Annotated in this window: 26 protein-coding genes and 1 pseudogene; 12 read left to right on the top strand and 15 right to left on the bottom strand. The window is 59.6% G+C overall.

Features of this window, described 5'->3' with window-relative positions:
• Together AC1MEW_RS07580 and AC1MEW_RS07575 are read right to left on the bottom strand one after the other, a co-directional pair.
• Nucleotides 1–552 carry a DJ-1 family glyoxalase III gene (locus AC1MEW_RS07580; protein ID WP_480425913.1) on the bottom strand — a complete coding sequence of 184 codons (552 nt, stop codon included), beginning with the start codon at nt 550–552 and terminating at the stop codon, nt 1–3.
• Between the two features lie 67 nt (nt 553–619).
• Nucleotides 620–1,078 carry a DUF4879 domain-containing protein gene (locus AC1MEW_RS07575; protein WP_201256615.1) on the bottom strand — a complete coding sequence of 153 codons (459 nt, stop codon included), beginning with the start codon at nt 1,076–1,078 and terminating at the stop codon, nt 620–622.
• A gap of 206 nt (nt 1,079–1,284) precedes the next feature.
• Here AC1MEW_RS07575 and AC1MEW_RS07570 point away from each other — a divergent pair, with 206 nt between their 5' ends.
• Together AC1MEW_RS07570 and trmA are read left to right on the top strand one after the other, a co-directional pair.
• Nucleotides 1,285–2,580, top strand: a complete 1,296-nt coding sequence (locus AC1MEW_RS07570) for an NCS2 family permease (RefSeq protein ID WP_480425910.1) — start codon at nt 1,285–1,287, stop codon at nt 2,578–2,580.
• Nucleotides 2,577–3,656: a tRNA (uridine(54)-C5)-methyltransferase TrmA gene (trmA, locus tag AC1MEW_RS07565; RefSeq protein ID WP_201198103.1), complete on the top strand. Its 1,080-nt coding sequence runs from the start codon at nt 2,577–2,579 to the stop codon at nt 3,654–3,656. Before AC1MEW_RS07570 ends, trmA begins: the two co-directional genes overlap by 4 nt.
• Before the next feature lie 57 nt (nt 3,657–3,713).
• On the opposite strand, the gene AC1MEW_RS07560 is transcribed toward trmA, so the two are convergent.
• Nucleotides 3,714–4,160 carry a DUF2442 domain-containing protein gene (locus AC1MEW_RS07560; protein WP_322269713.1) on the bottom strand — a complete coding sequence of 149 codons (447 nt, stop codon included), beginning with the start codon at nt 4,158–4,160 and terminating at the stop codon, nt 3,714–3,716.
• A complete protein-coding gene (locus AC1MEW_RS07555; protein ID WP_480425907.1) occupies nt 4,157–4,585 on the bottom strand; it encodes a DUF4160 domain-containing protein in 429 nt (142 codons plus the stop codon). Before AC1MEW_RS07555 ends, AC1MEW_RS07560 begins: the two co-directional genes overlap by 4 nt.
• A 240-nt stretch (nt 4,586–4,825) precedes the next feature.
• On the opposite strand from AC1MEW_RS07555, the gene AC1MEW_RS07550 reads away from it, so the two are divergent.
• From AC1MEW_RS07550 to AC1MEW_RS07540, 3 genes are all read left to right on the top strand, one after another.
• Entirely contained in the window at nt 4,826–5,737 is a 912-nt protein-coding gene (locus AC1MEW_RS07550; protein WP_480425905.1) for a LysR family transcriptional regulator, read from the top strand.
• A 175-nt stretch (nt 5,738–5,912) separates the two neighbouring features.
• Nucleotides 5,913–6,353: a type II 3-dehydroquinate dehydratase gene (gene aroQ, locus AC1MEW_RS07545; RefSeq protein WP_201198106.1), complete on the top strand. Its 441-nt coding sequence runs from the start codon at nt 5,913–5,915 to the stop codon at nt 6,351–6,353.
• Nucleotides 6,354–6,358: 5 nt separating this feature from the next.
• A complete protein-coding gene (locus AC1MEW_RS07540; RefSeq protein ID WP_323570236.1) occupies nt 6,359–7,213 on the top strand; it encodes a shikimate dehydrogenase in 855 nt (284 codons plus the stop codon).
• Between the two features lie 55 nt (nt 7,214–7,268).
• Here AC1MEW_RS07540 and AC1MEW_RS07535 read toward each other — a convergent pair whose 3' ends face one another.
• Nucleotides 7,269–7,946, bottom strand: coding sequence for a TetR/AcrR family transcriptional regulator (locus AC1MEW_RS07535; RefSeq protein WP_201198108.1), 678 nt, complete (start codon nt 7,944–7,946; stop codon nt 7,269–7,271).
• 102 nt (nt 7,947–8,048) lie between these two features.
• The gene (quiC, locus tag AC1MEW_RS07530; RefSeq protein WP_480425902.1) at nt 8,049–9,950 is read right to left on the bottom strand and encodes a 3-dehydroshikimate dehydratase QuiC; all 1,902 of its coding nucleotides are present in this window, start codon (nt 9,948–9,950) and stop codon (nt 8,049–8,051) included.
• Nucleotides 9,951–10,278: 328 nt separating this feature from the next.
• On the opposite strand from quiC, the gene AC1MEW_RS07525 reads away from it, so the two are divergent.
• On the top strand, nt 10,279–11,595 hold the full coding sequence (locus tag AC1MEW_RS07525; RefSeq protein WP_480427197.1) for an MFS transporter: 1,317 nt from the start codon (nt 10,279–10,281) through the stop codon (nt 11,593–11,595).
• A 120-nt stretch (nt 11,596–11,715) separates the two neighbouring features.
• On the opposite strand, the gene AC1MEW_RS07520 is transcribed toward AC1MEW_RS07525, so the two are convergent.
• Nucleotides 11,716–12,594: a DMT family transporter gene (locus AC1MEW_RS07520; protein WP_201256611.1), complete on the bottom strand. Its 879-nt coding sequence runs from the start codon at nt 12,592–12,594 to the stop codon at nt 11,716–11,718.
• 228 nt (nt 12,595–12,822) lie between these two features.
• A complete protein-coding gene (locus tag AC1MEW_RS07515; protein WP_480425900.1) occupies nt 12,823–13,599 on the bottom strand; it encodes an IclR family transcriptional regulator in 777 nt (258 codons plus the stop codon).
• A 272-nt stretch (nt 13,600–13,871) separates the two neighbouring features.
• On the opposite strand from AC1MEW_RS07515, the pseudogene AC1MEW_RS07510 reads away from it, so the two are divergent.
• The 3 genes and pseudogenes from AC1MEW_RS07510 to AC1MEW_RS07500 form a co-directional block, all read left to right on the top strand.
• Nucleotides 13,872–14,051: pseudogene (locus AC1MEW_RS07510) on the top strand (aldo/keto reductase); the annotation flags it as partial.
• Between the two features lie 214 nt (nt 14,052–14,265).
• On the top strand, nt 14,266–15,165 hold the full coding sequence (ypfJ, locus tag AC1MEW_RS07505) for a KPN_02809 family neutral zinc metallopeptidase (protein ID WP_201198117.1): 900 nt from the start codon (nt 14,266–14,268) through the stop codon (nt 15,163–15,165).
• Nucleotides 15,166–16,125, top strand: a complete 960-nt coding sequence (locus AC1MEW_RS07500; protein WP_201256608.1) for an alpha/beta hydrolase — start codon at nt 15,166–15,168, stop codon at nt 16,123–16,125.
• A gap of 115 nt (nt 16,126–16,240) precedes the next feature.
• Here the strand turns inward: AC1MEW_RS07500 and AC1MEW_RS07495 are convergent, their stop codons facing one another.
• The 3 genes from AC1MEW_RS07495 to AC1MEW_RS07485 form a co-directional block, all read right to left on the bottom strand.
• Nucleotides 16,241–16,834: an HAD family hydrolase gene (locus tag AC1MEW_RS07495; protein ID WP_201198119.1), complete on the bottom strand. Its 594-nt coding sequence runs from the start codon at nt 16,832–16,834 to the stop codon at nt 16,241–16,243.
• On the bottom strand, nt 16,831–17,700 hold the full coding sequence (tesB, locus tag AC1MEW_RS07490) for an acyl-CoA thioesterase II (RefSeq protein WP_201198120.1): 870 nt from the start codon (nt 17,698–17,700) through the stop codon (nt 16,831–16,833). The genes AC1MEW_RS07495 and tesB overlap by 4 nt, the downstream gene beginning before the upstream one ends.
• A gap of 104 nt (nt 17,701–17,804) precedes the next feature.
• Nucleotides 17,805–18,374 (bottom strand): GNAT family N-acetyltransferase, encoded by a 570-nt coding sequence (locus tag AC1MEW_RS07485; RefSeq protein ID WP_201198121.1) that lies wholly within the window; start codon nt 18,372–18,374, stop codon nt 17,805–17,807.
• Between the two features lie 86 nt (nt 18,375–18,460).
• Between AC1MEW_RS07485 and AC1MEW_RS07480 the strand changes: the two genes are divergently transcribed.
• Nucleotides 18,461–19,381: a histone deacetylase family protein gene (locus tag AC1MEW_RS07480; protein WP_201198122.1), complete on the top strand. Its 921-nt coding sequence runs from the start codon at nt 18,461–18,463 to the stop codon at nt 19,379–19,381.
• A 283-nt stretch (nt 19,382–19,664) separates the two neighbouring features.
• A complete protein-coding gene (locus AC1MEW_RS07475) occupies nt 19,665–20,906 on the top strand; it encodes a TIGR03862 family flavoprotein (protein ID WP_480425896.1) in 1,242 nt (413 codons plus the stop codon).
• A gap of 135 nt (nt 20,907–21,041) precedes the next feature.
• Here the strand turns inward: AC1MEW_RS07475 and rhlE1 are convergent, their stop codons facing one another.
• Nucleotides 21,042–22,376 carry an RNA helicase RhlE1 gene (gene rhlE1 / locus AC1MEW_RS07470; RefSeq protein ID WP_201256606.1) on the bottom strand — a complete coding sequence of 445 codons (1,335 nt, stop codon included), beginning with the start codon at nt 22,374–22,376 and terminating at the stop codon, nt 21,042–21,044.
• A gap of 65 nt (nt 22,377–22,441) precedes the next feature.
• The gene (gene yedA, locus AC1MEW_RS07465; RefSeq protein ID WP_201198125.1) at nt 22,442–23,368 is read right to left on the bottom strand and encodes a drug/metabolite exporter YedA; all 927 of its coding nucleotides are present in this window, start codon (nt 23,366–23,368) and stop codon (nt 22,442–22,444) included.
• Nucleotides 23,369–23,533: 165 nt separating this feature from the next.
• On the opposite strand from yedA, the gene AC1MEW_RS07460 reads away from it, so the two are divergent.
• Complete coding sequence (locus tag AC1MEW_RS07460; protein WP_201256605.1) at nt 23,534–23,986, top strand: Lrp/AsnC family transcriptional regulator; 453 nt, start codon at nt 23,534–23,536, stop codon at nt 23,984–23,986.
• Nucleotides 23,987–24,109: 123 nt separating this feature from the next.
• Here AC1MEW_RS07460 and AC1MEW_RS07455 read toward each other — a convergent pair whose 3' ends face one another.
• Nucleotides 24,110–24,721 (bottom strand): 3'-5' exonuclease, encoded by a 612-nt coding sequence (locus AC1MEW_RS07455; protein WP_054052626.1) that lies wholly within the window; start codon nt 24,719–24,721, stop codon nt 24,110–24,112.
• 22 nt (nt 24,722–24,743) lie between these two features.
• On the bottom strand, nt 24,744–25,223 hold the full coding sequence (locus AC1MEW_RS07450; RefSeq protein ID WP_201198127.1) for a LabA-like NYN domain-containing protein: 480 nt from the start codon (nt 25,221–25,223) through the stop codon (nt 24,744–24,746).
• Between the last annotated feature and the right edge of the window lie 3 nt (nt 25,224–25,226).

Here is a 25,226-nt window from a genome sequence, read left to right as displayed (position 1 = left end):
CTAAACCAACAATTCCCCCGCCACCGCCGCTCTCGTGGCCTTACCGCAAAGTTGCTCCACCAGTGCCAGCGCAAAGGGCAACGCGGCGCCCGAGCCTTGGGCGGTGATGCAATTGCCGTCCACCACCACGGGTTGATCGACGAAGGTGCAGCCCGACAGTTGATTGCTGACCGTGGGCAAACAGGTCATACGCCGCTGACGCAAAACACCAAAGGCTTGCAGCGCCAGCGCCGGCGCTTCTGCGATGCCGGCGAACAGGCGCCCGGCGGCAGCCTGATCCTTGATCAGTTGTTCCAGGGGTTGATGGGCCGCCAGATGTTGCGCGCCCACGGCACCGCCGGGCAGGACGATCAGGTCGAACGGCTGGGCCAGCAAATCCACCAGCATTGCATCGGCGGTCACGCGGGTGCCACGGGCACAGGTGAGCATGCGTCGGCCTTCGATGCTGGCCACCACCACTTCGACCTTGGCGCGGCGCAGCACGTCGACCAGGGTCACGCATTGCAGGTCATCGATGCCCTCGGCGAGGGTAATCAGAGCTCTAAAGGTCATGGGCACAGTCCACAGGAGGGTCCTTAAAGCTTAGTCAGCTTTAAGGACCCTTGTTCGCGCCTGGTCGTTACTTGATGTAAAGCTGCGTCGATACCGTGTTGCCCGGTGCGTTGATCGAGGTGTTGCTGAAGGTGAACGTCCCTTCCTGCTTGTCGCCCAGGTCATAGATGTAGAGCTTGCCGACGATCCTCGTCTGAGTGCTGGTGCATTGCGTCGGATTGCCATTGGCGTAGGCGCAGACGTTGGCTTGTACACCGCCGACGCTGAAACCGTCGATCCCGACCGTGGGCACTCGCCCGTAGCCCATCTCCAGCACATAGACCTTGATGTTCGCGCCGCCGTGATCACAGGTCGTGCGCTCTTGCCCGGCAGAAATATTTTCAATCCCGCAGGTGGCTGACTGGACCTTAAGTACATGAACGCTGGTCAACGGCGGTGCCGACGCTGCCAGAACGGTGGGCGCACTGGCCAGCAACGCGAAAAACAGACCCCACGACCGAACAATTTTGCGCTTGATGCGATCCATTACGACTCCCCCAAAACAGGCGCGCAGTATGGCTCACTTCGCTTAACGGCAAAACATCGCCGACGATCGCAGCCATTACCCCACACGGCTGGTATGATGCGCGGCTTTTTCCGACCCACAGAAAATTCCCGGGCGCCTAGGGCGGTCTGTGCTTTGCTGTTGAGGTCGATACATTCACGGCGCACTGCGCGCCACGGGGAGCAGACATGCTGGAAAGGCTGTTTCAACTCAAGGCACACAACACCAACGTGCGCACCGAGATTCTTGCGGGCGTCACGACCTTCCTGGCCATGGCCTACATTCTGTTCGTCAACCCGAGCATCCTCGGCGAGACTGGCATGGACAAAGGCGCGGTGTTTGTCGCCACCTGCCTGGCCGCTGCCATCGGCTCGACGGTGATGGGCCTGATCGCCAACTACCCGATCGCGCTCGCGCCGGGCATGGGCCTGAACGCGTTCTTCACTTACACCGTGGTCCTGCACATGGGCCATACCTGGCAAGTGGCGCTGGGGGCGGTGTTTATCTCGGCGGTGCTGTTCTTCCTGCTGTCGATCTTCCGCATCCGTGAATGGATCATCAACAGCATCCCGTTGCCCCTGCGCTCGGCGATTGCCGCCGGTATCGGTCTGTTCCTGGCACTGATCGCCCTGCACAACGCCGGCATCGTGGTCAGCAACCCGGCAACCATGGTCGGCCTAGGTGACTTGAAACAACCGGCACCGATCCTCGCGACCCTGGGTTTTGCCCTGATCGTTGCCCTCGAAGCCCTGAAGGTTCGCGGCGCGGTACTGATCGGCATCCTGGTCGTGACCGTCGCCTCCATCGCACTGGGCGTCACCCCGTTCGGCGGCGTGATGTCGATGCCACCTTCGCTGGCCCCGACGTTCCTGCAACTGGACATCAAGGGCGCACTGGACATCGGCCTGGTCAGCGTGATTTTTGCCTTCCTGTTCGTCGACCTGTTCGACAACTCTGGCACGCTGATCGGAGTTGCCAAACGCGCCGGCCTGATGGGCAAGGACGGCCACATGCCGAAGATGGGTCGCGCACTGATCGCTGACAGCACCGCAGCCATGGCCGGTTCGCTGCTGGGCACTTCGACCACCACCAGCTACATCGAATCCGCAGCCGGCGTCAGTGCCGGTGGCCGCACCGGCCTGACCGCCGTCGTGGTCGCAATCCTGTTCCTGCTGGCGCTGTTCTTCTCGCCATTGGCCGCCAGCATTCCGGCGTTTGCCACCGCTCCGGCACTGCTGTTCGTCGCCGTACTGATGACATCCGGCCTGGCCGAAATAGACTGGGACGACATCACCGTCGCCGCACCGGTCGTGGTCACCGCCCTGGCGATGCCGTTCACCTATTCCATCGCCAACGGCATCGCCTTCGGTTTCATTTCCTGGTCCGTGATCAAGTTGCTGTCGGGGCGCGCTCGTGAGCTGAACCCGGCGCTGGTGATTCTGTCGATTCTGTTTGTGATCAAGTTGGGTTGGTTCAACGCATGACTTTTGATTCCCAGGCCTACGCCGCTCAGCTCGAAGAAAAGGTCACGCGTTTGCGTGACCTGCTGGCCCCGTTTGGCGCGCCAGAACCTGCAGTATTCGACTCGCCACTGAAGAACTTCCGCCTGCGCGCGGAGTTTCGCCTGTGGCGCGAAGGCGGCGAGCGTCACTACGCGATGTTTTCCCAGGAAGACAAGCGCACGCCGATCCTGATCGAAGAGTTCCCGATTGCCAGCCTGCGCATCAATGAATTGATGCCGCAACTCAAAGCCGCGTGGAAAGCCAGCGCGGCCCTGAGCCACAAGCTGTTCCAGGTGGAGTTCCTGACCACCCTGGCCGGTGATGCGATGATCACGCTGTGTTACCACCGCCCGCTGGACGAGCACTGGCACACCGCCGCGTCGAAGCTGGCGGCGGACTTGAACGTCAGCATCATCGGTCGCTCCAAGGGCAAGCGCGAAGTCATCGGCCAGGATTACGTGGTCGAGCAGATGGAAGTCGGCGGTCGCACCTTCAGTTACCGTCAGCCGGAAGGCGCGTTCACCCAGCCTAACGGCACCGTGAACCAGAAGATGCTCAACTGGGCTTATGACGCTCTCGGCGATCGCACTGACGATTTGCTGGAGTTGTATTGCGGTAACGGCAACTTCACCCTGCCGCTCGCCACTCGCGTGCGTAAAGTGCTGGCCACCGAAATCAGCAAAGCCTCGGTCAATGCTGCGTTGAGCAACCTCAGCGAAAACGCTGTGGATAACGTCACTTTGGTGCGCTTGTCCGCCGAAGAGCTGACCGAAGCCTTGAACGAAGTGCGGCCGTTCCGACGCCTGCACGGCATCGACCTCAAGAGCTACGAATTCGGCAGCGTGTTTGTCGACCCGCCGCGCGCCGGCATGGACCCGGACACCTGCGAACTGACCCGACGCTTCGACAACATCCTCTACATCTCCTGCAACCCGGAAACCCTGGCGGCCAACATCGCCCAGTTGCACGACACACACCGCATTACCCAATGCGCGATGTTCGACCAGTTTCCGTGGACGCATCACATGGAATCCGGGGTGTTGTTGACCCGCCGTTGATAGCAGGTGCCAGATACAAATCAGCCGTCTTGATGACGGCTTTTTTGTGGGTGCTGCTTATTGGACAACTTCGACCTTGCGCGGGCGGCCACCCTTTTTGCCGTTGGCCCGGGCGGCCTCGGCCTTGGCGGCGCTGCTCTGGCGACCATTGCGCGAGGAAATGACCGAGGCCGCCATGTTCATCAGGGGCTTGCTGGCTGAAATCATCCCGGCGATGGAGACGTGCAGGTCCTTTTCCTCATGGCAGAGTGCAGTGCCAGAAAAACCAACGGTCAGACTGGCAAAATCCTCGGGCTCAAAACCATCGAACTCCGGAAAGAGCTTCACAGGTAACAACACGCCAGTGCCATCCTCGAAGCTGACCGTCAGGCACGCATCCTGAAACGTTACCGCCGTCGCCTGCAAACCACTTTTGTGGCGAAGTCGCCCCCGCACAATAGCCTCGTCCAGTACTGCTTCAGTCACGGGCCGATCCACCAGCATCTTTGGCTGAATCGTTTTCATAATTCGATCTCCACGCCCTCCGGAGCTCCCACCAGCGCCAGCAGGGTCTTGTTCTTCTCGGGCTCGTAACAGGCCGAGCCAATCATGTAGGTCGTGCTGGTGATCCTTTTCATCACCACGATTTCGTTGGTCTGCCAGTCCCACAATTGATTGTCGAGGCAGGCCGTTTGCAACTTGTCCCACCAGATACCGCGTGCACGACGCAAGTGAGCGGGTTGTCTGAGCGCATGACGCAATTCCTCCAGCACCGCCTCGGGCGGCCGTTGCAATTGAGGTACCACATCCCAAAGCTCGACACTGTTGTGCCAGAAGCTGAATTTGAAGCGTGCACTCCAGGTGCCGGCGTCCACATGCGCATGCGGTGGACAGTGCTCATCGCGCAACATGATTACCGCTGACAACCCGTTGTAGTTGAATAATTTCATGCTAACCCATCCGTTAGGTTAATGAGTCGAATGACTCGACATTCCCTATGAATTCGACAATTGGTGCTGACTCCCCAAATCAATCACCTGAGCTTGAGACTAGCTTTCGAGACCGCGACCGCCCTGCCCCTTACGCCGGAAAATAGTAAGCAATCCTTTCGTGATAACGGTTGTATTGATGCGCTGGCATTTGATAAATACAGAGCCAGACTCTTCATTTGATCCCCGGCGTAATCAATCATGCAGCGGTATTTCGACGATCTTCAGTTGGGCAGCATCGAACTGTTTTGCCTCGCGGCCGAAGCCGGCAGCTTTACCGCCGCCGCGTTGGTGGCCGGGGTGACGCCGGCGGCCGTGAGCCGTTCGGTGTCGCGGATGGAGGAACGCCTGGGCGTGCGGTTGTTCGCCCGAACCACTCGCAGCGTCAAGTTGACCGACAGTGGTCGGCGTTATTACGAGGAATGCCGTCAGGCGCTGGCGCAATTGGTTGAAGCTCAACGCGAGGTCATGGGCCAGCAGCAGGAACCGTCCGGCACCTTGCGTATCAGTATTCCTACGACTTATGGCCATCACCGGATCTTGCCGTTGCTACCGGCGTTTCGTGCGCGCTTTCCGGCGGTGAAGGTCGAGGCGCATATCAGCAATCGCAACATCGATTTCGTCGGCGAAGGCTATGACATGGCGATCCGCGTGCGGGCGATTCCGGATTCCGGTTTGATTGCCAGGCACCTGGAAGACGCGGCGCTGGTGATGATCGCCAGTCCCGGTTACCTGAAGCGCGCGGGCGTGCCACAAACGCTGGGTGATCTCCAACAGCACGAATGCATTCAATACGAATTGCCCAGCAGTGGCCGACGGATTGCCTGGTTGTTCAACGGCAATGGCGTGCCGCAGGAGATTCTCGCCGAGGGAAGCCTCAGTTGTTCTGACGATGTGTTGGGGGGCGTGACCCTGGCGAAGCACGGTGCGGGGTTGTTTCAGACCTATCGCTTTATTGTCGAAAACGAGTTGGCCGACGGCTCGCTAGTGGAAGTGCTCAAGCCTTATAGCGGACGTTCGCGGCCCTTCACCCTGCTCTATCCGCAGAGCCGGCATGTGCCGTTGCGGTTGAGGGCTTTCATCGATTTTCTGGTTGAGCATTTGCCGCGTTAAAAGATCGCACCTGTAGGAGCTGCCGAAGGCTTCGATCTTTTTCTTATGTCCGATCACCGCCCACAAAAGCCCGTCACACGACCTCTTCATTTGACCAAAGTAACCGACTAGTACAATTTATCTCCACAGGCTGAAACTGACAGCCATGCCAAAAATAATAAGTGGAGAGTCACCCATGCCCCCTATCGTTCTGGTGCTCAACGGCCCGAACCTGAACCTGCTTGGCACCCGTGAACCGGCGATCTATGGCCACGAAACCCTGGCCGACATTTCCGCGTTGTGCGGTCGTGCGGCCGAGGAGTTCGGCCTGGCGGTGGAGTTTCGCCAGACCAACCACGAAGGCGAATTGCTCGACTGGATTCACGCTGCCCGCGGCCGCTGCGCCGGGATTATCATCAACCCGGCGGCATGGACGCACACCTCGGTGGCGATTCGCGACGCCTTGGTGGCCAGCGAACTACCGGTGATCGAAGTTCACCTGTCCAACGTCCACGCCCGCGAACCGTTCCGTCACCACTCCTTTGTCTCGGCCATCGCCACGGCTGTTATGGCAGGTTTCGGCAGCCACGGTTATCGCTTGGCGCTGGAGCATTTCAGCCAACGTTTGAAGGGATAAGCGCCATGACACAGAACACCGTGGTACTCGCCGGTCTGATCGGCGCTGGCATCCAGGCCTCTCGCACGCCGGCGCTGCACGAACATGAAGGCGATGCCCAAGGACTGCGTTACCTCTATCGCTTGATCGACCTTGACCAACTGAAGCTTGATTTCAACGCCCTGCCCGACCTGCTGATGGCCGCCGAGCGTATGAACTTTACCGGGCTGAACATCACCTTTCCGTGCAAGCAGGCCATCATTCCGTTACTCGACGAATTGTCTGCGGAAGCCCGAGGCATTGGCGCGGTCAACACGGTGGTGCTCAAGGACGGCAAACGCATCGGCCACAACACCGATTGCCTGGGATTTGCCGAAGGTTTTCGCCGGGGGTTGAAGGACGTCGCCCGTGAACGTGTCGTCCAAATGGGCGCCGGTGGCGCGGGCGCGGCGGTGGCTCACGCGCTACTGAGCGAAGGCGTCCGGCAATTGAGCATTTTCGACGTGGATGACAGCCGGGCGCAGGCGCTGGCGAACAACCTCAATCAGCATTTCGGTGCAAGGCGGGCGGTGGCAGGGCACGATCTGGCGAGCACCCTGGCCGTGGCCGACGGCCTGGTGAATACCACGCCCATGGGCATGAAAAAACTGCCAGGCACGCCAGTGCCGGTGGAGCTGTTGAGAGCTGAAATGTGGGTGGCGGAGATCGTTTACTTCCCGCTGGAAACCGAACTGCTGCGCAGCGCCCGCGCCTTGGGTTGCCGGACGCTGGATGGCGGCAACATGGCGGTGTTTCAGGCGGTGAAGGCGTTTGAATTGTTCAGTGGTGTGGTGCCGGATGCGCAGCGGATGCTGGCGCACTTTCAAAGCATGAATGGGTGATAGATCGGAAGGGGCTGCTTCGCAGCCCAGCGGGAGCAAGCTCCCTCGCCACAGGTCAGGCCTGCAGGTATCGCAAAACCGACTCGCAAATCATCTCCCGATGACGCTGTTTGACGCTTTCATCCGGCAGATCAATCTGAAAAATCTCACCAAACGTATGGCGGTTCGACACGCGATAGAAGCAGAACGAGCTGATCAACAAATGCACGTCGAGCGCATTGACGCCGGAACGAAAAACACCCGCTTCAGCCCCGCGAAGCAAAATCTCGCCCAGTGAATCAAGAATGGTGTTGTTCATCGCCTTGATCGCATCGGAGCGCTTCACGTATTCGGCGTTGTGAATGTTTTCAATGCTGACGATCCGCACGAAATCGACGTTGCGATCATGGTGATCAAAGGTGAACTCCACCAGTCGGCGAATCGCCTCCACCGGCGCCAGTTCGGCCAGGTGCAGACGGTTTTCCGTGCTGCGGATATCCCCGTAAAGCTTTTCCAGCACCTCGATATAGAGCTGTTCCTTACTGCCGAAGTAGTAATAGATCATGCGCTTGGAGGTGTGGATACGCTCGGCGATTGCATCGACGCGAGCGCCGGAAAGTCCTTGCTGGACGAACTCGACAATCGCTTCTTGAAGGATGTTTTCGCGGGTCTTTTCCGGGTTGTTCTTGCGACTCTTGCGAGGCTCGACAAGCGGTTCGTCGGTGGCAACGGGGAGTTCTGAAGTTATTGTCATTGCGGGCTCACGGCCATTACTGCACAAGCTGGCGATTATGGGCCGCGCCGCACAGTGAAGGAAGCCGCACGGCTGCGGTTTAACGCCATGTTTACGATTTTCCTACAACTTTGCCTGACGTACGGCACCACTTCGGGATTTTGCCATCGCAGCCAGACGCACCGCGACGTTGGCTGCACCGTAACCGGCGTAGCCATTTTTGCGCTGAATGATCTCGAAGAAGAACCGCCCTTCGAATGGCTCGGTGTACACATGGAACAACTCGCCACCTTGGGCATCACGGTCGTAGAGCACGTTGAAGTAGGCCAGTTCGCTGAGGAACTCGTCGTCAAAATCGAACCGCGCGGCGAGGTCGTCGTAGTAGTTGAGCGGGATATCCAGCAGCGGCACGCCCGCCTCTTTCGCGCGGCTGACTTCGGCAAAGATGTCGTCGCAATCGAAGGCAATGTGATGCACCCCGGAACCGCGATAACTCGACAGTGCGTGTGAGATCGCGGTGTTGCGGTTCTCGGAAATGTTCAGCGGCAAGCGGATCGAACTGTCACGGCTACGCAGCGCCCGGCTCTTCACCAAGCCGTACGGATCGGGCAGCACCACTTCGTCGTCTGCCTCAAAATCCAGCAGGCTTTTATAGAACAGCACCCAACTGTCGAGGCTGTCCGCCGGCAACGCCATCGCCATGTGATCGATGCGCTTGAGGCCGCCGCTGGCCGTCGCCACTGGTTGCAGATTGAAATCGGTGCCGTAGACATCGGCCTCCTCGTCCACCAGATAAATCAGGCTACCGTCCGGTGCGCGCACCGCCGCCAGCTCAAGTTCGTTGGGGCCGACCAGCCCGCGATAGGGCTGGCCCTTGTAGGCCACGGCACGCGCCAGGGCACTGGCGCTGTCCTTGACCCGCACTGCCGTTGCGCATAACGACGGGCCGTGGGCTTCGAAAAAGCTGTGGGCGAAGGAGTACGGTTCGGAGTTGAGGATCAGGTTGATATCGCCCTGGCGTAACAGGCTGACGCTCTTGGAGCGATGTTGCCCGGCCTTGACGAAACCCAGCCGCTCCAGCCAGTGCGAAAGCTTGGCGCCGAGGCTTTCATCTACCGCAAACTCAAGAAACTCGATGCCGTTGTACTCGCTGGCCTTGGGGGTCTCGAACAGGATATCGACGTTGGCCACAGGCTTGGCTTCCTGGGCCAGACGCTGGCGGGTTTTCTCTTCCAGGTACAGCAACGAGCGCAAACCGTCGGCGGCGTTAGCCCGTGGCGGCGCGGCGCGAAAGCCGTCGTTGAAGATCTCCAGCGACAGCGGCCCGGTGTAGCCACTCTTGATAATCGGTGCGAGGAAACCTGCCAGATCAAATTCGCCCTGGCCGGGGAAACAGCGGAAATGCCGACTCCACTCCAACACATCCATGGCCAGGATCGGCGCGTCGGCCATTTGCACGAAGAAAATCTTGTCGCCCGGAATCTCGGCGATGGCGCTCGGATCGCCCTTGAGCGAGAGCGTGTGAAAGCTGTCCAGCAACACACCGAGGCTCGGGTGATCAGCTTGGCGAACGATGTTCCACACCTGTTGATAAGTATTAACGTGACGGCCCCAAGCCAGGGCTTCGTAACCGATTCGCAAGCCACGAGCACCGGCCCGCTCGGCCAGCAAACGCAAGTCATCCACCAGGATGTGTTCATCGCCGAGGGAGTCAGCCGAAGCGTTGCTGCAGACCAGCACCAGATCGGTGCCGAGTTCCTGCATCAGGTCGAACTTGCGTTCTGCCCGTTCCAGATTGCGCGGCAAACGATCGCGGCGGCAACCTTCGAAATCCCGGAAGGGTTGAAACAGCGTGATGGCGATCCCGAGATCGGCGCACATCTGTTTAATTTCACGGGGACTGCCGTCGTAGTAGAGAAGGTCATTCTCGAAAATCTCCACCCCGTCAAACCCGGCGGCGGCGATGGCTTCAAGTTTTTCCGGCAGGGTACCGCTCAAGGAAACAGTGGCAATGGAACGCTGCATATATCGACTCCCGGTGGGTGGAGATCATCTTGTTAGAGGCATTGCACGCGCTGCTATCTGTAGGAGCTCCTACAGGGATCGCGTTTTTCTTGGGGTAAATTATTGGCTGCAGTATCCCGCACAGCAATTTAAAGTGTACTACCCGGTTAGTTTTGCGGGCGATTATCGAACACAATGGCCCTTGGCGAATTGACGACTTTTCGTCCACTGCCCAACATCTGCTGCACATTGAGACCGGTCACAAACCATCGGTCTCGGTTACCAAAGACCTAGAACACCACATAAAAATAATCGGGTGGCCTACATGACTCCTTCTCAAAGCTCTCCCATGGAGCGTTCCTCCATGACTCCTGCCAGCAGCGGCATCGGCGACAAGATCCGCGGCGCCATGGCGGTCGGCAAAACCCGTTGGGGCATGCTGGCGCTGGTATTTTTCGCCACCACTCTGAACTACATCGACCGCGCCGCACTGGGCGTCATGCAACCGATCCTGGCCAAGGAAATGAGCTGGACGGCGATGGACTACGCCAACATCAACTTCTGGTTTCAGGTCGGCTACGCCATTGGCTTCGTGCTGCAAGGCCGGTTGATCGACCGGGTCGGCGTCAAGCGCGTGTTCTTCTGCGCGGTACTGCTCTGGAGCCTGGCCACCGGCGCCCATGGCCTGGCCACGTCGGCCGCAGGCTTCATGGTCTGTAGGTTTATTCTTGGTTTGACCGAGGCGGCGAACTACCCGGCCTGTGTGAAAACCACCCGGTTGTGGTTCCCGGCGGGCGAGCGCGCCGTGGCCACCGGCATCTTCAACGCCGGGACCAACGTCGGCGCGATGTTCACGCCGATGCTGTTGCCGCTGATTCTTCACGCGTGGGGCTGGCAAGCGGCGTTCCTGTGCATGTCGGCACTGGGCGGGATCTGGTTGGTGTTCTGGGGTTTGAAGTACTTCAACCCTGAAGATCACCCGAGCGTTAAACAGTCGGAACTGGATTACATCCAGAAGGAAGTCGAGCCGGAACAATCCCGCGTCCCGTTCTCGAAAATCCTGCGCATGCGTGGCACCTGGGCCTTCGCCCTCGCCTACTCGATGACCGCGCCGGTGTTCTGGTTTTACCTTTACTGGCTGCCACCGTTCCTCAATCAGCAATACAACCTGGGCATCAACGTGACCCAGATGGGCATCCCGCTGATCATCATTTACCTGACGGCGGACTTCGGCAGCGTCGGTGGCGGGATTCTGTCCTCTTTCCTGATCGGCCGTGGAGTCAACCCGATCAAGGCGCGACTGATGTCGATGTTCCTGTTCGCCTGCTGCATCATCGGCGTGATCATGGCGGCGGGTTCCAACAACTTGTGGGTCGCGGTGTTCGCCATCTCCCTGGCCATTGGTGCGCACCAGGCCTGGACTGCGAACATCTGGAGCCTGGTGATGGACTACACGCCCAAACACATGATGAGCACGGTGTTCGGCTTCGGCGGCATGTGCGCGGCCATCGGCGGCATGTTCATGACGCAGTTGGTCGGGCACATCCTGACGGTGACCAACAACAACTACACGGTGCTGTTCACCATGATTCCGGCGATGTACTTCATCGCGCTGATCTGGATGTACTTCATGGCACCGCGCAAGATTCCTGCCGTTACCGACTAAAACACGAGACACACCCTGTGGGAGCGGGCTTGCTCGCGATGACGATCTACCAGTCGATATCTATGCTGACTGATACACCACCATCGCGAGCAAGCTCGCTCCCACAGTTCGTTCAGCGCTTTACCGGCGACTCTGCTGCCACGCAGCCGCCAACCCGCTGCAACAAATCACCGCGATCCCGACCACCGTGGTCAGGGTCGGCGTGTGAGAAAACAGCAGCCAGCCCAGCAGCCCGGCAAACACAATCTGACAATAACCAAACGGCGCCAGCAATGCCGGTGCGGCGTAACGGAACGCCTGGGTCAGGAACAAATGCGCGGTCATCCCGCAGCTCCCCAGCGCCAGCATCAACAACCCATGACCGAGGCTTGGCAACTGCCAGAAGAACGGCACCAGCGCGCTCATCACCAGGGTGTTGCACAACCCGGCGAAGAAGTTGCTGGTGGTCGGGCTGTCGATCTGGCTGAGCTTGCGAGTGAGCAACTGATAGAAGCAGAAAAACATCGCCGAGCAGAACGGCAACAACACCGCCGGGGTGAACAGTTCGCCGCCGGGGTGGATGATGATCAGCACGCCGATAAAACCGCAAATCACCGCGATCCATTGGCCACGGGTGACGTGCTCCTTGAGCAGCGGCACCGACAGCGCAGTGACCAACACCGGCGCAAGAAAGTTGACTGCCGTGGCTTCGGCCAGGGGTATGTACAACAAACCAGTGGTGAAAAACAGGCTGGTACCCAGCAGACACAACGCCCGCGCCAACTGCAGCAATGGTCGTTTGGTGCGTAGGACACGCAACCCGGATTGCGGCAGAAAAATCCCGGCCATCAACAAGGTGTGAACCAGATATCGGGCCCAGACCACCATGATGATCGGGTAGAACCCGGAGAGGTATTTCGACAACGCGTCATGGCTGGAAAACAGGAAGGTCGCGGCAACGATCAGCAAAATCCCCTTGAAGGGTTTGTTTACACCGGAGAGTGGGGTGCTGATGGTCATGGCAATCCTTTGGAAATCTAATTCCAATAATTTAGAACCTGGTTCCATATTCTCACAGAAGAGAACGTGAATAGTGTTCGAACAGCGCACAGCTTTATCAGGTCCTACGCAGATCAAATGTGGGAGCGGGCTTGCTCGCGAAAGCGGTGCAACAGTCACCACAACCGCTGAATATTAAGCCGCCTTCGCGAGCAAGCCCGCTCCCACCCTGGATCTGTGTGGTTTGACCTAACTGAACAACTCCGACGCCAGACTCGCCGCCGACAACTCCTCGGCAAACGTCAACAACAGCGGCGCCAGCTCATGCAACCGTGCACCCGGCATTCGCGCGCTCGGCCCGGCAACGCTAAGCACACCGATCACCCGCCCATCGCCCGGATGTCGTACCACCGCCGCAATCGCCGAAGTGCCCACCGCCGAGCTTTCCTCGACCCAGGCATAACCCTGCTCGCGCGCCAGGCGCAGGCGCTCAAGCAATTCAATATTGGAGCGTGGCGCATTCGGCCCCAGATCCTTGGGTCGCTCCGCCCCTTGGCGCTCCACCAGCGACAACGCCTCGGCATCGCTCATGCAGGCCAGCCACGCGTGGCCGGACGCGGTGTAAAACAGCGGTGCATCGCGCCCCATGTCCGGGTCATAACGCAGCCCGGATCGAGCGCCCTGGGATTTGGCGATCCAGGTCTGGCGCTCACCTTCAATCACCCCCAGACGCACCAGCTCGCCGGTTTCCTGCGCCAGGCGATCCAGCACTGGCTGGACAATATCCGCCCCGCTGCTCGACAAATAACGGAACCCCATCGCCACCAGTTTGGTCGACAGGTGATAGCGCAAGGTGTCCTGATTCTGCCGCACATAACCCAGCCGAATCAGCTCGGCGAGCAGGCGATGGGTCGCGCTTTTCGGGATATCCAGTTGCTCCGCCAACGTCTGCATCGGCAGGCCACGCGGGTCGCTGGTGAGGCTTTCCAGCACACTGAAAACTCGTTCGATCTGACTGCCGGCCATGGGAGGCTCCCAACACAATTTGTCCGATTCTAGAAGACAACCTCCCGGATGCGAAATCTGGAACTCGCTGTCCGATAACCGCCCGTTTTAAAGCCTGATTGCTTGTTGAAGATCATAAGGACCCTATATTTTTTTTAATTAGATTCTAAAAGCATCATTCATGGAGGGAGAGCGATCATGCAGCGCATCGTTAACGCACACGGTTTGAACATGCCCAAACTCGGGCTCGACACCTCGCCGATGCTCGATGAAGAATGCACCCGCGCCGTGGAAAATGGCTGCTCGATCAGCCTAACGTCGCGGCGATCCCCAAGGCCAATCAACTGGCCAACCTGCAAGCCCTCGACATCACACTCGATGACGAAGACCGCAAGCTGATCGCCTGTTTGTCCAAGCGTGAACGTCAGGTCAATCCGGACTTTGCGCCCGTGTGGGACGCGTTCGACCAGTAACCCGCCGAGACAGGCATTCGCCCACCCGACAAATACCCGGCGGCTGACGGAATTTGCCGGGTTATTCACGCTCAATACAACGCTGTAGCTTTCCCGGTAACGTTAAATGCGTTGCCGGAATGCTACCGTGCGCGGCAAAAGATGGACGACCGGACTGGCGCCACACCTACACACCAACAACACTCTTCACCACGAACAACACGAGGATTCCCACATGCTATGGAAAAAAGGCCGACGCAGCGACAACGTGGTCGATGCCCGTGGTGATGATGTCGGTGGTGGCGGTGGTGGCGGCGGAATGCGCTTTGGTGGTGGCAAGGGCTTGAGTCTGACGGCGATCCTGTTGATCGTCGGGATTGGCTGGATTACCGGCCAGGATCCGTTGCAGATCCTCGGACAACTGACTGGGCAAATGACCGAACAATCGGCGCCGGCCACAACTCAGACTCGCAAGGCGCCACCGGCCAATGACGAACAGGCCGAATTCGTGCGCTCGATCCTCGGTGATACCGAGGACACCTGGGGCCAGATTTTCCAGCAGGCCGGCAAGCAATATAAGAACCCGACCCTGGTGCTGTTCAGCAACCGCGTGAACTCGGCGTGCGGCCTGGCGACTTCGGCGACCGGTCCGTTCTACTGCCCGGCCGATCAGAAGGTTTATCTGGACATGGCGTTCTTCCAGGAAATGTCGCAACGCTTCTCCGCTGCGGGCGACTTCGCTCAGGCCTACGTGATCGCTCATGAAGTCGGACACCATGTTCAGACGTTGCTCGGCGTTTCCGCGAAAATTCAGGCGGCTCGCCAACAAGGCCGGCAGATGGAAGGCGATGGTGGTTTACTGGTGCGCCAGGAGCTTCAGGCCGATTGCCTGGCCGGGGTCTGGGCCAACAATGCTCAGAAACGTCTGAACTGGCTGGAGCCCGGTGACATCGAGGAAGCCTTGAACGCCGCCAATGCCATTGGCGACGACCGCTTGCAACAGCAAAGTCAGGGCCGCGTGGTCCCGGACTCGTTTACTCATGGCACGTCAGCGCAAAGGGTGCGCTGGTTCAAAACCGGTTTCGCCCAAGGCCAGGTTGGCCAGTGCGATACCTTTGCGGCGAAAAACCTGTAAATGCATAGATGGCTGCTGGTTCTGTTGATCGCCTGCGCAACTGCCCAGGCTGACGAGCACGGGGTAAAAGAGATCAGCCCCGGGCGCCTACTCTTGAAAGAAGGTGAGATGGCAGTGGGCCTTGGCCCGGCGCCGGCGAAAATCGAACGGGTGCTGATCATCATCCATGGTCGATTGCGCAACGCTGAAACCTACCGCCGCAGCGGCGAGAAGGCGGCTGAAGCGGCTGGCCAAAGCGCGACGACGCTGGTGATCGCTCCGCAATTTCTCAATGAAACCGACATCGTTCGCCACCCGCTGCCGGACAGCGTATTGCGCTGGCATGGCAATGACTGGATGGCCGGCGGGTTATCCACAGGCCCGTTTCCGGTGAGTTCCTACGCGGCACTCGACCAAATCATCGAGCGGATCAGCGATCGCCGACAATTTCCGGACGTGAAGCAAATCGTCGTCGCCGGTCACTCCGGTGGTGGCCAGGTTGTTCAGCGTTATGCGCTGCTGGCGCACGATCAACCGGCGCTCGCCGCCGCCGGCGTAAAGATTCGCTACGTGGTGGCCAACCCGTCGTCCTATGCCTACTTCAATGAGCAGCGACCGGTGGCATTCACTCATGCACAGTGCCCCGGTTTCAATCGCTGGAAGTATGGTCTGACGGACATGCCGATCTATGCCGGTGGGCAAACGGCTTCGCAGCTTGAAGGCAGTTACATCAAGCGTGATGTGATTTATCTGCTCGGCCAGCAGGACACTGACCCGCAGCATCCGGCGCTCGACAAAGGCTGCGAAGCTGAGGCTCAAGGGGCTTATCGGCTGATTCGCGGACACAACTTTTTCGACTATTTGCTGCGGCGCAATCCACAAGGGGTGAATCAGCGATTGGTCGAAGTGCCCGGGGTTGGGCATGACGGGGATGGGATGTTTACGTCCCCGGAGGGGCAGAAGGTTTTGTTCAGTCAGTAAAGGTTGTGTCGCCTGATCTGGCGCCATCGCGAGCAGGCTCGCTCCCACAGGGGAACCGCATCTCAATGTGGGAGCGAGCCTGCTCGCGATGGCGATTAAACTGACAACAAACTACTCAAGCGAAAAGCATCTGCCGCAACTCAACACAATCCTGCGCATGCCAATCCGCCAACTCCGGCCACGGGTTCTCAGGCAGATTCACCAGCACCGTCTGCGTGCCCGCCGCTCGACCGCAATCCAGGTCGAAGCGGTAATCCCCGACCATCACCATCTCGCTCGCCGGCACGCTCCAGGCTTCAGCCAACTTCAGCAAACCACCGGGATGCGGCTTCGGCGGCGCTTCGTCACGGCCCAGCACGTCCTCGACCGCGAAGCAGTCGGCCAAGCCGATTGCCTCCAGCGTCACATGGGCCAATTCCCGTGCGTTACGAGTAAGGATGCCGAGGCGATAACCGCGCCCGGCCAGTTCCCGCACCAGTTCCACGGCACCCGGTGCCGGCTTCGAACCCAACGCCAAGTCCCGTTCATGCTCCAGCAACCACGCATGTTTGGCGGCGGCTTCTTCGGCTGGCAGTGCGGCGAGGTGGGTCAGGATGTCGTCCTCAGGCGGGATCGCCAGCGCCACGCGAATTGCCGCGAAGTCATGCACGGCCACCGTCAGGGTGCCGTCCATGTCGAACACCCAGTGCCGCACCTCGGCCAGGCTCATGCCCAATCCTTGCGATGGCGAATCAGGCCTTCCTGAGTCACCGAAGCCACCAGTTGCCCGGCGCGATTGAACACGCTGCCACGGGAGAACCCGCGGGAATTGCCGGCCCACGGGCTGTCCATGGCATAGAGCAACCAGTCATCGGCACGCAGGTCCGAATGAAACCACAACGCGTGGTCAAGGCTGGCGACCTGCATGTCTTTCTGCCAGACCGATTTGCCATGAGGCAGCAGTGAAGTGGTCAGCAGTCCGAAGTCCGAGGCGTAGGCCAGCAGGTATTTGTGCAGCGCCGGCGAATCGGCCAAGGCACCATCAGCACGAAACCACACATACTTGATCGGGTCAGACGCTTGCGGGTTGTAGGGATCTGTCTCGGTCACCGGGCGGAATTCGATCGGTTTCGGGCACAGCAGTTTTTCGCGCATGTGTTCCGGAATCAAGTGCGCGCGTTGCTGGGCAAGCTCCAGTTCCGACGGCAGGTTTTCCGGGCCGACCACTTGTGGCATTTCAGTCTGGTGCTGGAAGCCTTCTTCGTCGTACTGGAAGGACGCGCTGCAGGTGAAAATCGGATTGCCCTTCTGGATCGCCGTCACCCGACGAGTGCTGAAACTGCCGCCGTCGCGAACCCGATCAACCTGATACACCACAGGCAACTTGGCATCGCCCGGACGCAGGAAATAACCGTGCATCGAGTGCACATGCCGCGTTTCTTCAACGGTCTGACTGGCCGCCGACAGGGACTGGCCGAGCACCTGGCCGCCGAACAACTGACGGAAACCCAGATCCTGGCTGCGGCCACGGAACAGGTTTTCTTCAATCGGTTCCAGGGTCAGCAGGTCTACCAGATCTTCCAACACTTGGCTCATTCAGGCTCTCCTCACACAACGCAATGCCGCGCAGTCTTGGCTGCGGCGGTCGACTCAGTTAATGGCTCACGCCAATGGCGGCCATTGTAAACGTCCGTGCCTGCTTATCCATGCAAGGTTTGCAGCCATTGCTCACGGGTGATGCGGTACAACACATGGTGACGCAGCGGATGATCGACCGCGAGCCTCGGGTGCTCAAAGTCATCGGCTGACTCATGGTGCATTCCGATGGCCTGCATGACTTTCTCCGACGGCAAATTGGTTTGCGTGGTGAAGGCCACGACTTCCTTCAGCGCCAACCGGTCAAAGCCACAGCGCAGAGCGGTCCACGCGGCCTCACTGGCGTAACCCAACCCCCAATGCTCGCGGGCCAGGCGCCAGCCGATCTCGATGGCCGGCACAAACGGCGCATCGAAGTTAACCTCCGCCAGCCCGGTAAACCCGATGAACTGGCCGGTATCCTTGCGCTCCAGCGCCCAGAGACCGAAACCGTGCTCGGCAAAATGCCCGCGAATCCGCCCGATCAGCGAAGCACTTTCCAGTCGACTCAACGGCGCCGGGAAATAACGCATCACCTGTGGATCGGCACACATCGCCGCAAACTCCGGCAAATCCTCATCGCGCCATTGCCTGAGCAGCAGTCGTGCGCTTTCGAGTTCCAGTATCGGCTCCATCGTGCTCCTCCAATTCCATGCTCCGAGTCTACATCGCTGGTAGGATCCTTCACTGATTCCTACAGGCCTTCCTAGATAAATCTGCCATGCCCCTGCCGTTGATCTACCACGAAGACTACAGCCCCGAGTTCCCGGCGGAGCACCGCTTCCCGATGGACAAGTTTCGCCTGCTGCGCGATCACCTGGTGGACAGCGGCCTGACCCGGGACGCCGATTTGCTGCGTCCTGAGCTCTGTCCTGCCGAGATTCTGGCCCTCGCTCATGACCCTGCGTATATCGAACGCTATATGAGCGGCGAGTTGTCCCGCGAAGACCAGCGGCGGCTCGGCCTGCCGTGGAATGAAGCCCTGGCCCGGCGCACGGTGCGGGCGGTTGGCGGTTCATTGCTGGCGGCCGAACAAGCACTCGAACACGGACTGGCTTGTCACCTGGCCGGCGGCACCCACCACGCTCACTACGACTACCCGGCGGGGTTCTGCATCTTCAATGACCTGGCGGTGATCAGCCATTACCTGCTGGAAAGCGGTCGGGTGAATCGGGTACTGATCTTCGATTGCGACGTACACCAGGGCGACGGGACTGCACGGATTCTGCACAACACCCCGGACGCGGTGACCGTTTCCCTGCACTGCGAGAAGAATTTTCCTGCACGCAAGGCCGAAAGTGACTGGGACATTCCACTGCCCAAGGGCATGGGCGATGCCGATTACTTGAAGGTGGTGGACGACGCGCTCAACTATTTGCTGCCGCTCTACCAACCCGATCTGGTGCTGTATGACGCCGGGGTGGATGTGCATAAGGATGACGCACTGGGTTACCTGAAGCTGACAGACGAAGGCGTCGCCGCCCGCGATGAAAGCGTGATGCGCCACTGCCTGGGCCGGGACATTCCGGTGGTCGGGGTGATCGGCGGCGGCTACAGCAAGGACCGCCAGGCCCTGGCCCGCCGCCACGGCATCCTCCATCACAGCGCGCAACGGGTCTGGCAGTCATCAGGTTGTCACTGAGTTGTGGATGCTTTACCCACAATGCCTGTGGAACTGCCTGTGGATAACCTGAGTGAAAGCGCCTACAGGCCTTGCTGCACATAGCCTACAAAGGACTGGTTGTTTTTTAACCACCCTTTTACAAACACCACAGAACCCATGTGGGAGCGGGCTTGCTCGCGAAAGCGATGTATCAGGCAACATTGATGTCGACTGACACTCCCTCTTCGCGAGCAAGCCCGCTCCCACCCTGATTTGTGCTGATAGAATGCGCGGCTTATCCAGCCATACCGCAGCGCATTCCATGACCCAATCCTCCCCAGCCCTCCCCCCTCACGTTGCCATCATCGGCGGCGGCCCCGCCGGCCTGATGGCCGCTGAGGTGCTGAGCCAGGCCGGGATCAAGGTCGACCTGTACGACGGCATGCCTTCGGTGGGGCGAAAATTCCTGCTGGCCGGCGTCGGCGGCATGAACATCACTCACTCCGAAGACTACCCGGCGTTCCTCTCGCGCTACGCCGAACGGGCACCGCAGATTGCACCACTGCTGCGGTCATTCGGCGCCGATGCGTTGTGCCAATGGATTCATGACCTGGGCATCGAAACCTTTGTCGGCAGCTCCGGCCGGGTATTTCCTACGGACATGAAAGCCGCGCCCCTGCTGCGCGCCTGGCTCAAACGCCTGCGGGACAGTGGCGTAGTTATCCACACCCGCCACCGCTGGCTGGGTTGGAATGCCGATGGCAGCCTGAAAGTGTCCAGCCCCGAAGGTGAAAAAACCTTAACAACCGACGCAACCTTGTTAGCCCTCGGCGGCGGCAGTTGGTCGCGCCTCGGTTCGGACGGCGCCTGGATGCTGCCACTTGAACAGCACGGCGTAGGACTGGCGCCGTTGCAACCGAGCAATTGCGGCTTCGAGGTGCAGGACTGGAGCGAATTGATGGTCAGCAAATTCGCCGGCGCGCCGCTGAAAAATATCGCCATCGGCCTCAATGACGACATCCCGCGCCTCGGCGAGTGCGTGATCACCGCCACGGGCATTGAGGGCAGTTTGATCTACGCCCTGTCGGCACCGATCCGTGAAGCCATCAATCTGCATGGCTCGGCGACTGTTCATATCGACCTATTGCCGGGCCGACCTGTGGATAAAGTTGAGGCTGCGCTGAGCAAACCGCGCGGTTCACGCTCGATGTCCAAACACTTGCACAGTCAGTTGGGTCTTGATGGCGTCAAAGCGGCGCTGTTGCGCGAACTGACCGGCGCAGAATCCTTTGCCGATCCGGCATTGCTGGCAAAAGCGATCAAGGCATTGCCACTGACGCTGGTGAAAACCCGTCCATTGGACGAAGCCATCAGCAGTGCGGGCGGCGTGAAGTTCGAGTCGATGGATGAGCGCTTGATGCTCAAGCAGCTGCCTGGGGTGTTCTGCGCGGGCGAAATGCTGGACTGGGAAGCGCCGACGGGCGGCTATTTGCTGACGGGGTGTTTTGCCAGTGGGCGGGCGGCGGGGTTGGGGATGGTGGAGTGGTTGAAGCGTGAGGGTTGAGGACCGCAGCGCACCCTTCGCGAGCAAGCCCGCTCCCACATGGGATCTCGAGTGTTCACAAATAATGTGTTCACAGCAGATCCCATGTGGGAGCGAGCTTGCTCGCGATGGCGGCCTAACAGACGCCGCGTGTAATCAAGGCTTCTTCTTACGCGGCCCAGTGTTAAACACCGGCACTTTTCGCACAGGCTTGAGCGAAGGTTCCACCGCCGAAGCATCCCCGCTCTCAACCCATTTACCGAGGTTGCGCTTGCTGCCACCGGAGGTCTTTGGCTTCTTCGGTTTTTTCGGTTTCTTCACCACCTGACCACTGGAATCAGTATCCGGCACCCGATGTTCAGGCTCGAAATCCTGCTCCATCTGGCGCGTCAGGGTCTGACGGGTCAGCATCTCAATGGCGGACAGCTGATTCACTTCATCCGCGCACACCAGGGAAATTGCCTCACCGGTGGCACCCGCACGACCGGTGCGGCCGATACGGTGGATGTAGTCCTCAGCCACGATCGGCAGGTCGAAGTTGACCACCATCGGCAGATCTTCGATATCCAGACCACGGGCCGCAACGTCGGTCGCCACCAGAATCTGTATTTCGCTGGCCTTGAAACGATCCAGCGCGCGCTGACGGGTCGCCTGGGGTTTGTCGCCGTGAATGCCGTCGGCATTGATGCCCAGGCCCTGAAGTTTTTCCACCAGCGCGTCCACGCCATTGCGGGTTTTGGCGAACACCAGCACCTGTTTCCACTTGCCCTTGCGCAGCAAGTGAATGAACAGCTCCGGCTTACGCTTCTTGTCCACCACCACAACCCATTGCTTGACGGTGTTCGCCGCCACGTTGCGCGGGCTGACTTCGATGCTCAGCGGGTCGTTGAGCATTTGCCCGGCCAGCAAGCGGATCGCGTCGGAGAAGGTCGCGGAGAACAACAGCGTTTGACGTTGCTTCGGCAGCACGCGGTAAATGTTCCCCAGCTCTTCGGAGAAGCCCAGATCGAGCATGCGATCGGCTTCGTCCAGGATCAGCGTTTGCAGCTGATTGAACTTGAGGGCCTTCTGGCGATACAGGTCGAGCAAACGACCCGGAGTCGCCACCAGCACATCAACCCCTTTGCGCAGCTTCATCATCTGCGGGTTGATGCTGACGCCGCCGTACACCGCGTAAGTACTCAACGGCAGGTTCTCGGCGTACTGGCGCACGGCTTCGTGAACCTGTTCGGCCAGTTCGCGGGTCGGCACCAGGATCAGTGCACGCACCGAGTTGGAGGCCACTTTCGGCCCTTCCATGGCCAGCAACTGCAGCAGCGGCAGCGCGAAACCGGCGGTCTTGCCGGTGCCGGTCTGGGCCGCAGCCATCAGGTCGCGACCGGCCAGCACCGCCGGAATGGCTTGCGCCTGGACCGGCGTAGGTGTCTGGTAGCCGAGCGTCTCGAGAGAGCGCAGCAAGGGTTCGATCAGGCCAAGGGAGGCGAAAGTCATGGGATTACCGTAGGAAAATTCAGCGCGGTTGTGCAAAACGAGTGTGCAATGGCGCGCAGTTTACCCTAATTCACACGGGATTCTGTCGGTGCCACCACCGCAGGTCGTTCCGGGCGCCGACGCCATTGTGGCAAGCCGATCAAGACTACGGCGCTGATGATCACCGCCATGGCAATCGCTTCCTCGATACCGATGGTCTCGCCAACAAACACGATGCCCAGCAACACCGCCACCGCCGGGTTGACGTAGGCATAACTGGTGGCCGCCGCTGGACGTACGTGCTTCAACAAATACATGTAGGCGTTGAAGGCAATGATCGAACCGAAACCGATCAAGTAGGCCAGCGCCAACCAGCCTTCGACCGGCGGCACACTGTCCAGACGCTCACCACTCAGCGCACTGCCGATCAACAACACCACGCCACCCACCAGCATTTCCGCAGCACTGGCCATCGCGCCCTGGGGCAACGGCAAGTGTTTGCTCCACACCGAGCCGAAAGCCCAGGCTGCGGCGGCGAACACCAGCAACATCGCGCCCAACGGGCTCGATTGCAGGTTGGAGCCGAGGTTGAGCATGGCGATGCCGACCAACCCGAGCACAATCCCGGCCCATTCGAGACGGGTATTACGTGCGCCCCAGAAATAGCCGCACAGCAGAGTAAACAAAGGCACCGTCGCCACCGCCAGCGCGGCAACACCGGAGGCCACCCCGCTATGCTCGGCCATGCTCACCGCACCGTTACCGAAACTGAGCAGCAAAATGCCGATCATGCCCGCCGCTTTCCACTGCGCCCAGGTCGGTGCCGGGGCCCCGCGCCAGCGCAGGAACGCATACATCAACGATCCGGCAATCACAAAGCGAATACCGCCGAGCATCAACGGCGGCCAGTACTGCACGCCAATGCGAATGACCAGATAGGTCGAGCCCCAAATCACGTACAACGCGAAAAAAGCAGCGATCAACGGTAAGGGGAAGCGACGTAAGCCAGGCATTGGGCAGCTCTCAGGCAAGAGAAGGAGAGCAGATATTCTAGAAAGGCCAACGGCTAAAAATAAGCTACAAAACCTGTTTATCGCGCCGGTACACTTTTCAAAACACGGAGATCACCGCTATAAACCGTGTATTCGAAAGTCATGTCATTTTCAGGAATTCCCACGATGGACAAGTACGACCGCATGCTCCTCAGCGCCCTGTTGGAAAACGGTCGAGCGTCCTACGCCGAACTGGCGCGCAAGGTGAACCTGTCCGCCCCGGCCGTGGCCGAGCGCGTGGCCAAACTTGAGTCCTGCGGGGTGATCACCGGTTATCAGGCCAAGGTCGACCTGTCGAAAATCGGCCTGCCGATCCAGTGCGTCATCGAATTGCGGCTAAACCAGCACGGCAATCAGAAAACCTACGACGAACTGATCAAAATCCCGCAACTGACCGAGTGTCACCGGGTGACGGGGGATCCGTGCGTGATCATGCAAGCGGCGGTGGGGTCGATGCCGGAGTTGGAGGCGTTGATTAATCGGGTGGCGAAATTTGGGTTTAGCAAGACGTCGATTGTGTTGTCGAGCGCGATAGAGCGGCGGGTGCCGTTGGGGCAGTTGGACGGAAAGCAGGCCTGAAGTTGCAGGAGACCCAATGTGGGAGCGGGCTTGCTCGCGAAAGCGTCGGCACATCCAACCTCGATGTGACTGACAGGCCGCTTTCGCGAGCAAGCCCGCTCCCACAGGGGATTTGCGGTGTCGTCAGAACCCGCGATGGCGCTTGAGATGTTCGTTGATCTTCGCCGCCGGCACTTTCTGCAAGCTGACCAGCAAATCATGGGACAACTCCCGCAACCCGTGCTGCTGCCGCAGTTGCTCAGCCAAGTGCGTCGTCAGGTTCGCCGCCATCTCGGCATCCGCCATCGCCCGGTGAGCCTTGCCGGTATTAGGCAGGCTGGCGAAAGTGGTGAGCGTCCCGAGTTTGTGATTCGGCGCCGCCGGCATCAGACGCCGGGCCAGTAACAGTGAGCAGGCAAAGTTCTGCAACCGTGTGCGTTTGATCCGCCCCAGTTCAAAGTCCCAGAACTTCTGGTCGAACGCGGCGTTGTGCGCCAGCAGCGGCGTAATGCCGACGAACTCGTTCACCTCGTTCATCACCTGCTCGGCCGACGGTGCGGTGCGCAGCATGGCGTTGCTGATGCCAGTGAGTTGTTCGATGAACGCCGGTACGCGCACGCCGGCGTTCATCAGGCTCTGGTAACGCTCGACGATGCGCCCCTGTTCAAGGATCACCACGGCGATTTCCGTGGCCCGGCAGCTACTGCTTGGGGAGATCCCGGTGGTTTCAAAGTCGATGACTGCTATGCGTTCCAAACCTGTTTCAACTCCGTAAAAATCAATTCTTGAGCAGCAACGCGCCTTCGATTGGCACGTAGCGGCTGGCGGCGCGGATCAGCGAGTTCGCGGTCAGGCCCGGCACGCCGTAAGCCACGGCTTGTACGCCGTGCTTGCTGATGATGCGATCCAGCAGCATGTCGAAATCACCATCGCCGGAAGCCAGCACCACTTCGTCGACATGATCGGCGGCGTCCATGATGTCGAGGGTAATACCTACGTCCCAGTCGCCCTTGGCCGAGCCGTCGCTGCGCTGGATGTAAGGCTTGAGCTTCACGATGAAGCCCAGGTTGCGCAGGATCTGCTGGAACTGCTGCTGCTTGCTGTCACCACGATCGATGGCGTAGGCATACGCCTCGACAATCTCGCCCTGTTTACTGATATCTGCCCACAGCGCGGCATAGTTGAAGTGGCAACCATAAGCCTGACGCACGGTGTAATAGAGGTTTTGGACATCGGCAAACACTGCGATTTTTTTCACCGT

This window comes from Pseudomonas sp. ASL4 (assembly GCF_056680395.1).
Note: the sequence above shows the minus strand (reverse complement) of the source record. Positions and strands in the feature narration are given on the sequence as shown.

Coding starts and splice junctions, on each gene's coding strand:
- AC1MEW_RS07580 (WP_480425913.1), bottom strand. CDS start 552: ATGACCTTTAGAGCTCTGATTACCCTCGCCGAGGGCATCGATGACCTG.
- AC1MEW_RS07575 (WP_201256615.1), bottom strand. CDS start 1,078: ATGGATCGCATCAAGCGCAAAATTGTTCGGTCGTGGGGTCTGTTTTTC.
- AC1MEW_RS07570 (WP_480425910.1), top strand. CDS start 1,285: ATGCTGGAAAGGCTGTTTCAACTCAAGGCACACAACACCAACGTGCGC.
- trmA (WP_201198103.1), top strand. CDS start 2,577: ATGACTTTTGATTCCCAGGCCTACGCCGCTCAGCTCGAAGAAAAGGTC.
- AC1MEW_RS07560 (WP_322269713.1), bottom strand. CDS start 4,160: ATGAAAACGATTCAGCCAAAGATGCTGGTGGATCGGCCCGTGACTGAA.
- AC1MEW_RS07555 (WP_480425907.1), bottom strand. CDS start 4,585: ATGAAATTATTCAACTACAACGGGTTGTCAGCGGTAATCATGTTGCGC.
- AC1MEW_RS07550 (WP_480425905.1), top strand. CDS start 4,826: ATGCAGCGGTATTTCGACGATCTTCAGTTGGGCAGCATCGAACTGTTT.
- aroQ (WP_201198106.1), top strand. CDS start 5,913: ATGCCCCCTATCGTTCTGGTGCTCAACGGCCCGAACCTGAACCTGCTT.
- AC1MEW_RS07540 (WP_323570236.1), top strand. CDS start 6,359: ATGACACAGAACACCGTGGTACTCGCCGGTCTGATCGGCGCTGGCATC.
- AC1MEW_RS07535 (WP_201198108.1), bottom strand. CDS start 7,946: ATGACAATAACTTCAGAACTCCCCGTTGCCACCGACGAACCGCTTGTC.
- quiC (WP_480425902.1), bottom strand. CDS start 9,950: ATGCAGCGTTCCATTGCCACTGTTTCCTTGAGCGGTACCCTGCCGGAA.
- AC1MEW_RS07525 (WP_480427197.1), top strand. CDS start 10,279: ATGGAGCGTTCCTCCATGACTCCTGCCAGCAGCGGCATCGGCGACAAG.
- AC1MEW_RS07520 (WP_201256611.1), bottom strand. CDS start 12,594: ATGACCATCAGCACCCCACTCTCCGGTGTAAACAAACCCTTCAAGGGG.
- AC1MEW_RS07515 (WP_480425900.1), bottom strand. CDS start 13,599: ATGGCCGGCAGTCAGATCGAACGAGTTTTCAGTGTGCTGGAAAGCCTC.
- ypfJ (WP_201198117.1), top strand. CDS start 14,266: ATGCTATGGAAAAAAGGCCGACGCAGCGACAACGTGGTCGATGCCCGT.
- AC1MEW_RS07500 (WP_201256608.1), top strand. CDS start 15,166: ATGCATAGATGGCTGCTGGTTCTGTTGATCGCCTGCGCAACTGCCCAG.
- AC1MEW_RS07495 (WP_201198119.1), bottom strand. CDS start 16,834: ATGAGCCTGGCCGAGGTGCGGCACTGGGTGTTCGACATGGACGGCACC.
- tesB (WP_201198120.1), bottom strand. CDS start 17,700: ATGAGCCAAGTGTTGGAAGATCTGGTAGACCTGCTGACCCTGGAACCG.
- AC1MEW_RS07485 (WP_201198121.1), bottom strand. CDS start 18,374: ATGGAGCCGATACTGGAACTCGAAAGCGCACGACTGCTGCTCAGGCAA.
- AC1MEW_RS07480 (WP_201198122.1), top strand. CDS start 18,461: ATGCCCCTGCCGTTGATCTACCACGAAGACTACAGCCCCGAGTTCCCG.
- AC1MEW_RS07475 (WP_480425896.1), top strand. CDS start 19,665: ATGACCCAATCCTCCCCAGCCCTCCCCCCTCACGTTGCCATCATCGGC.
- rhlE1 (WP_201256606.1), bottom strand. CDS start 22,376: ATGACTTTCGCCTCCCTTGGCCTGATCGAACCCTTGCTGCGCTCTCTC.
- yedA (WP_201198125.1), bottom strand. CDS start 23,368: ATGCCTGGCTTACGTCGCTTCCCCTTACCGTTGATCGCTGCTTTTTTC.
- AC1MEW_RS07460 (WP_201256605.1), top strand. CDS start 23,534: ATGGACAAGTACGACCGCATGCTCCTCAGCGCCCTGTTGGAAAACGGT.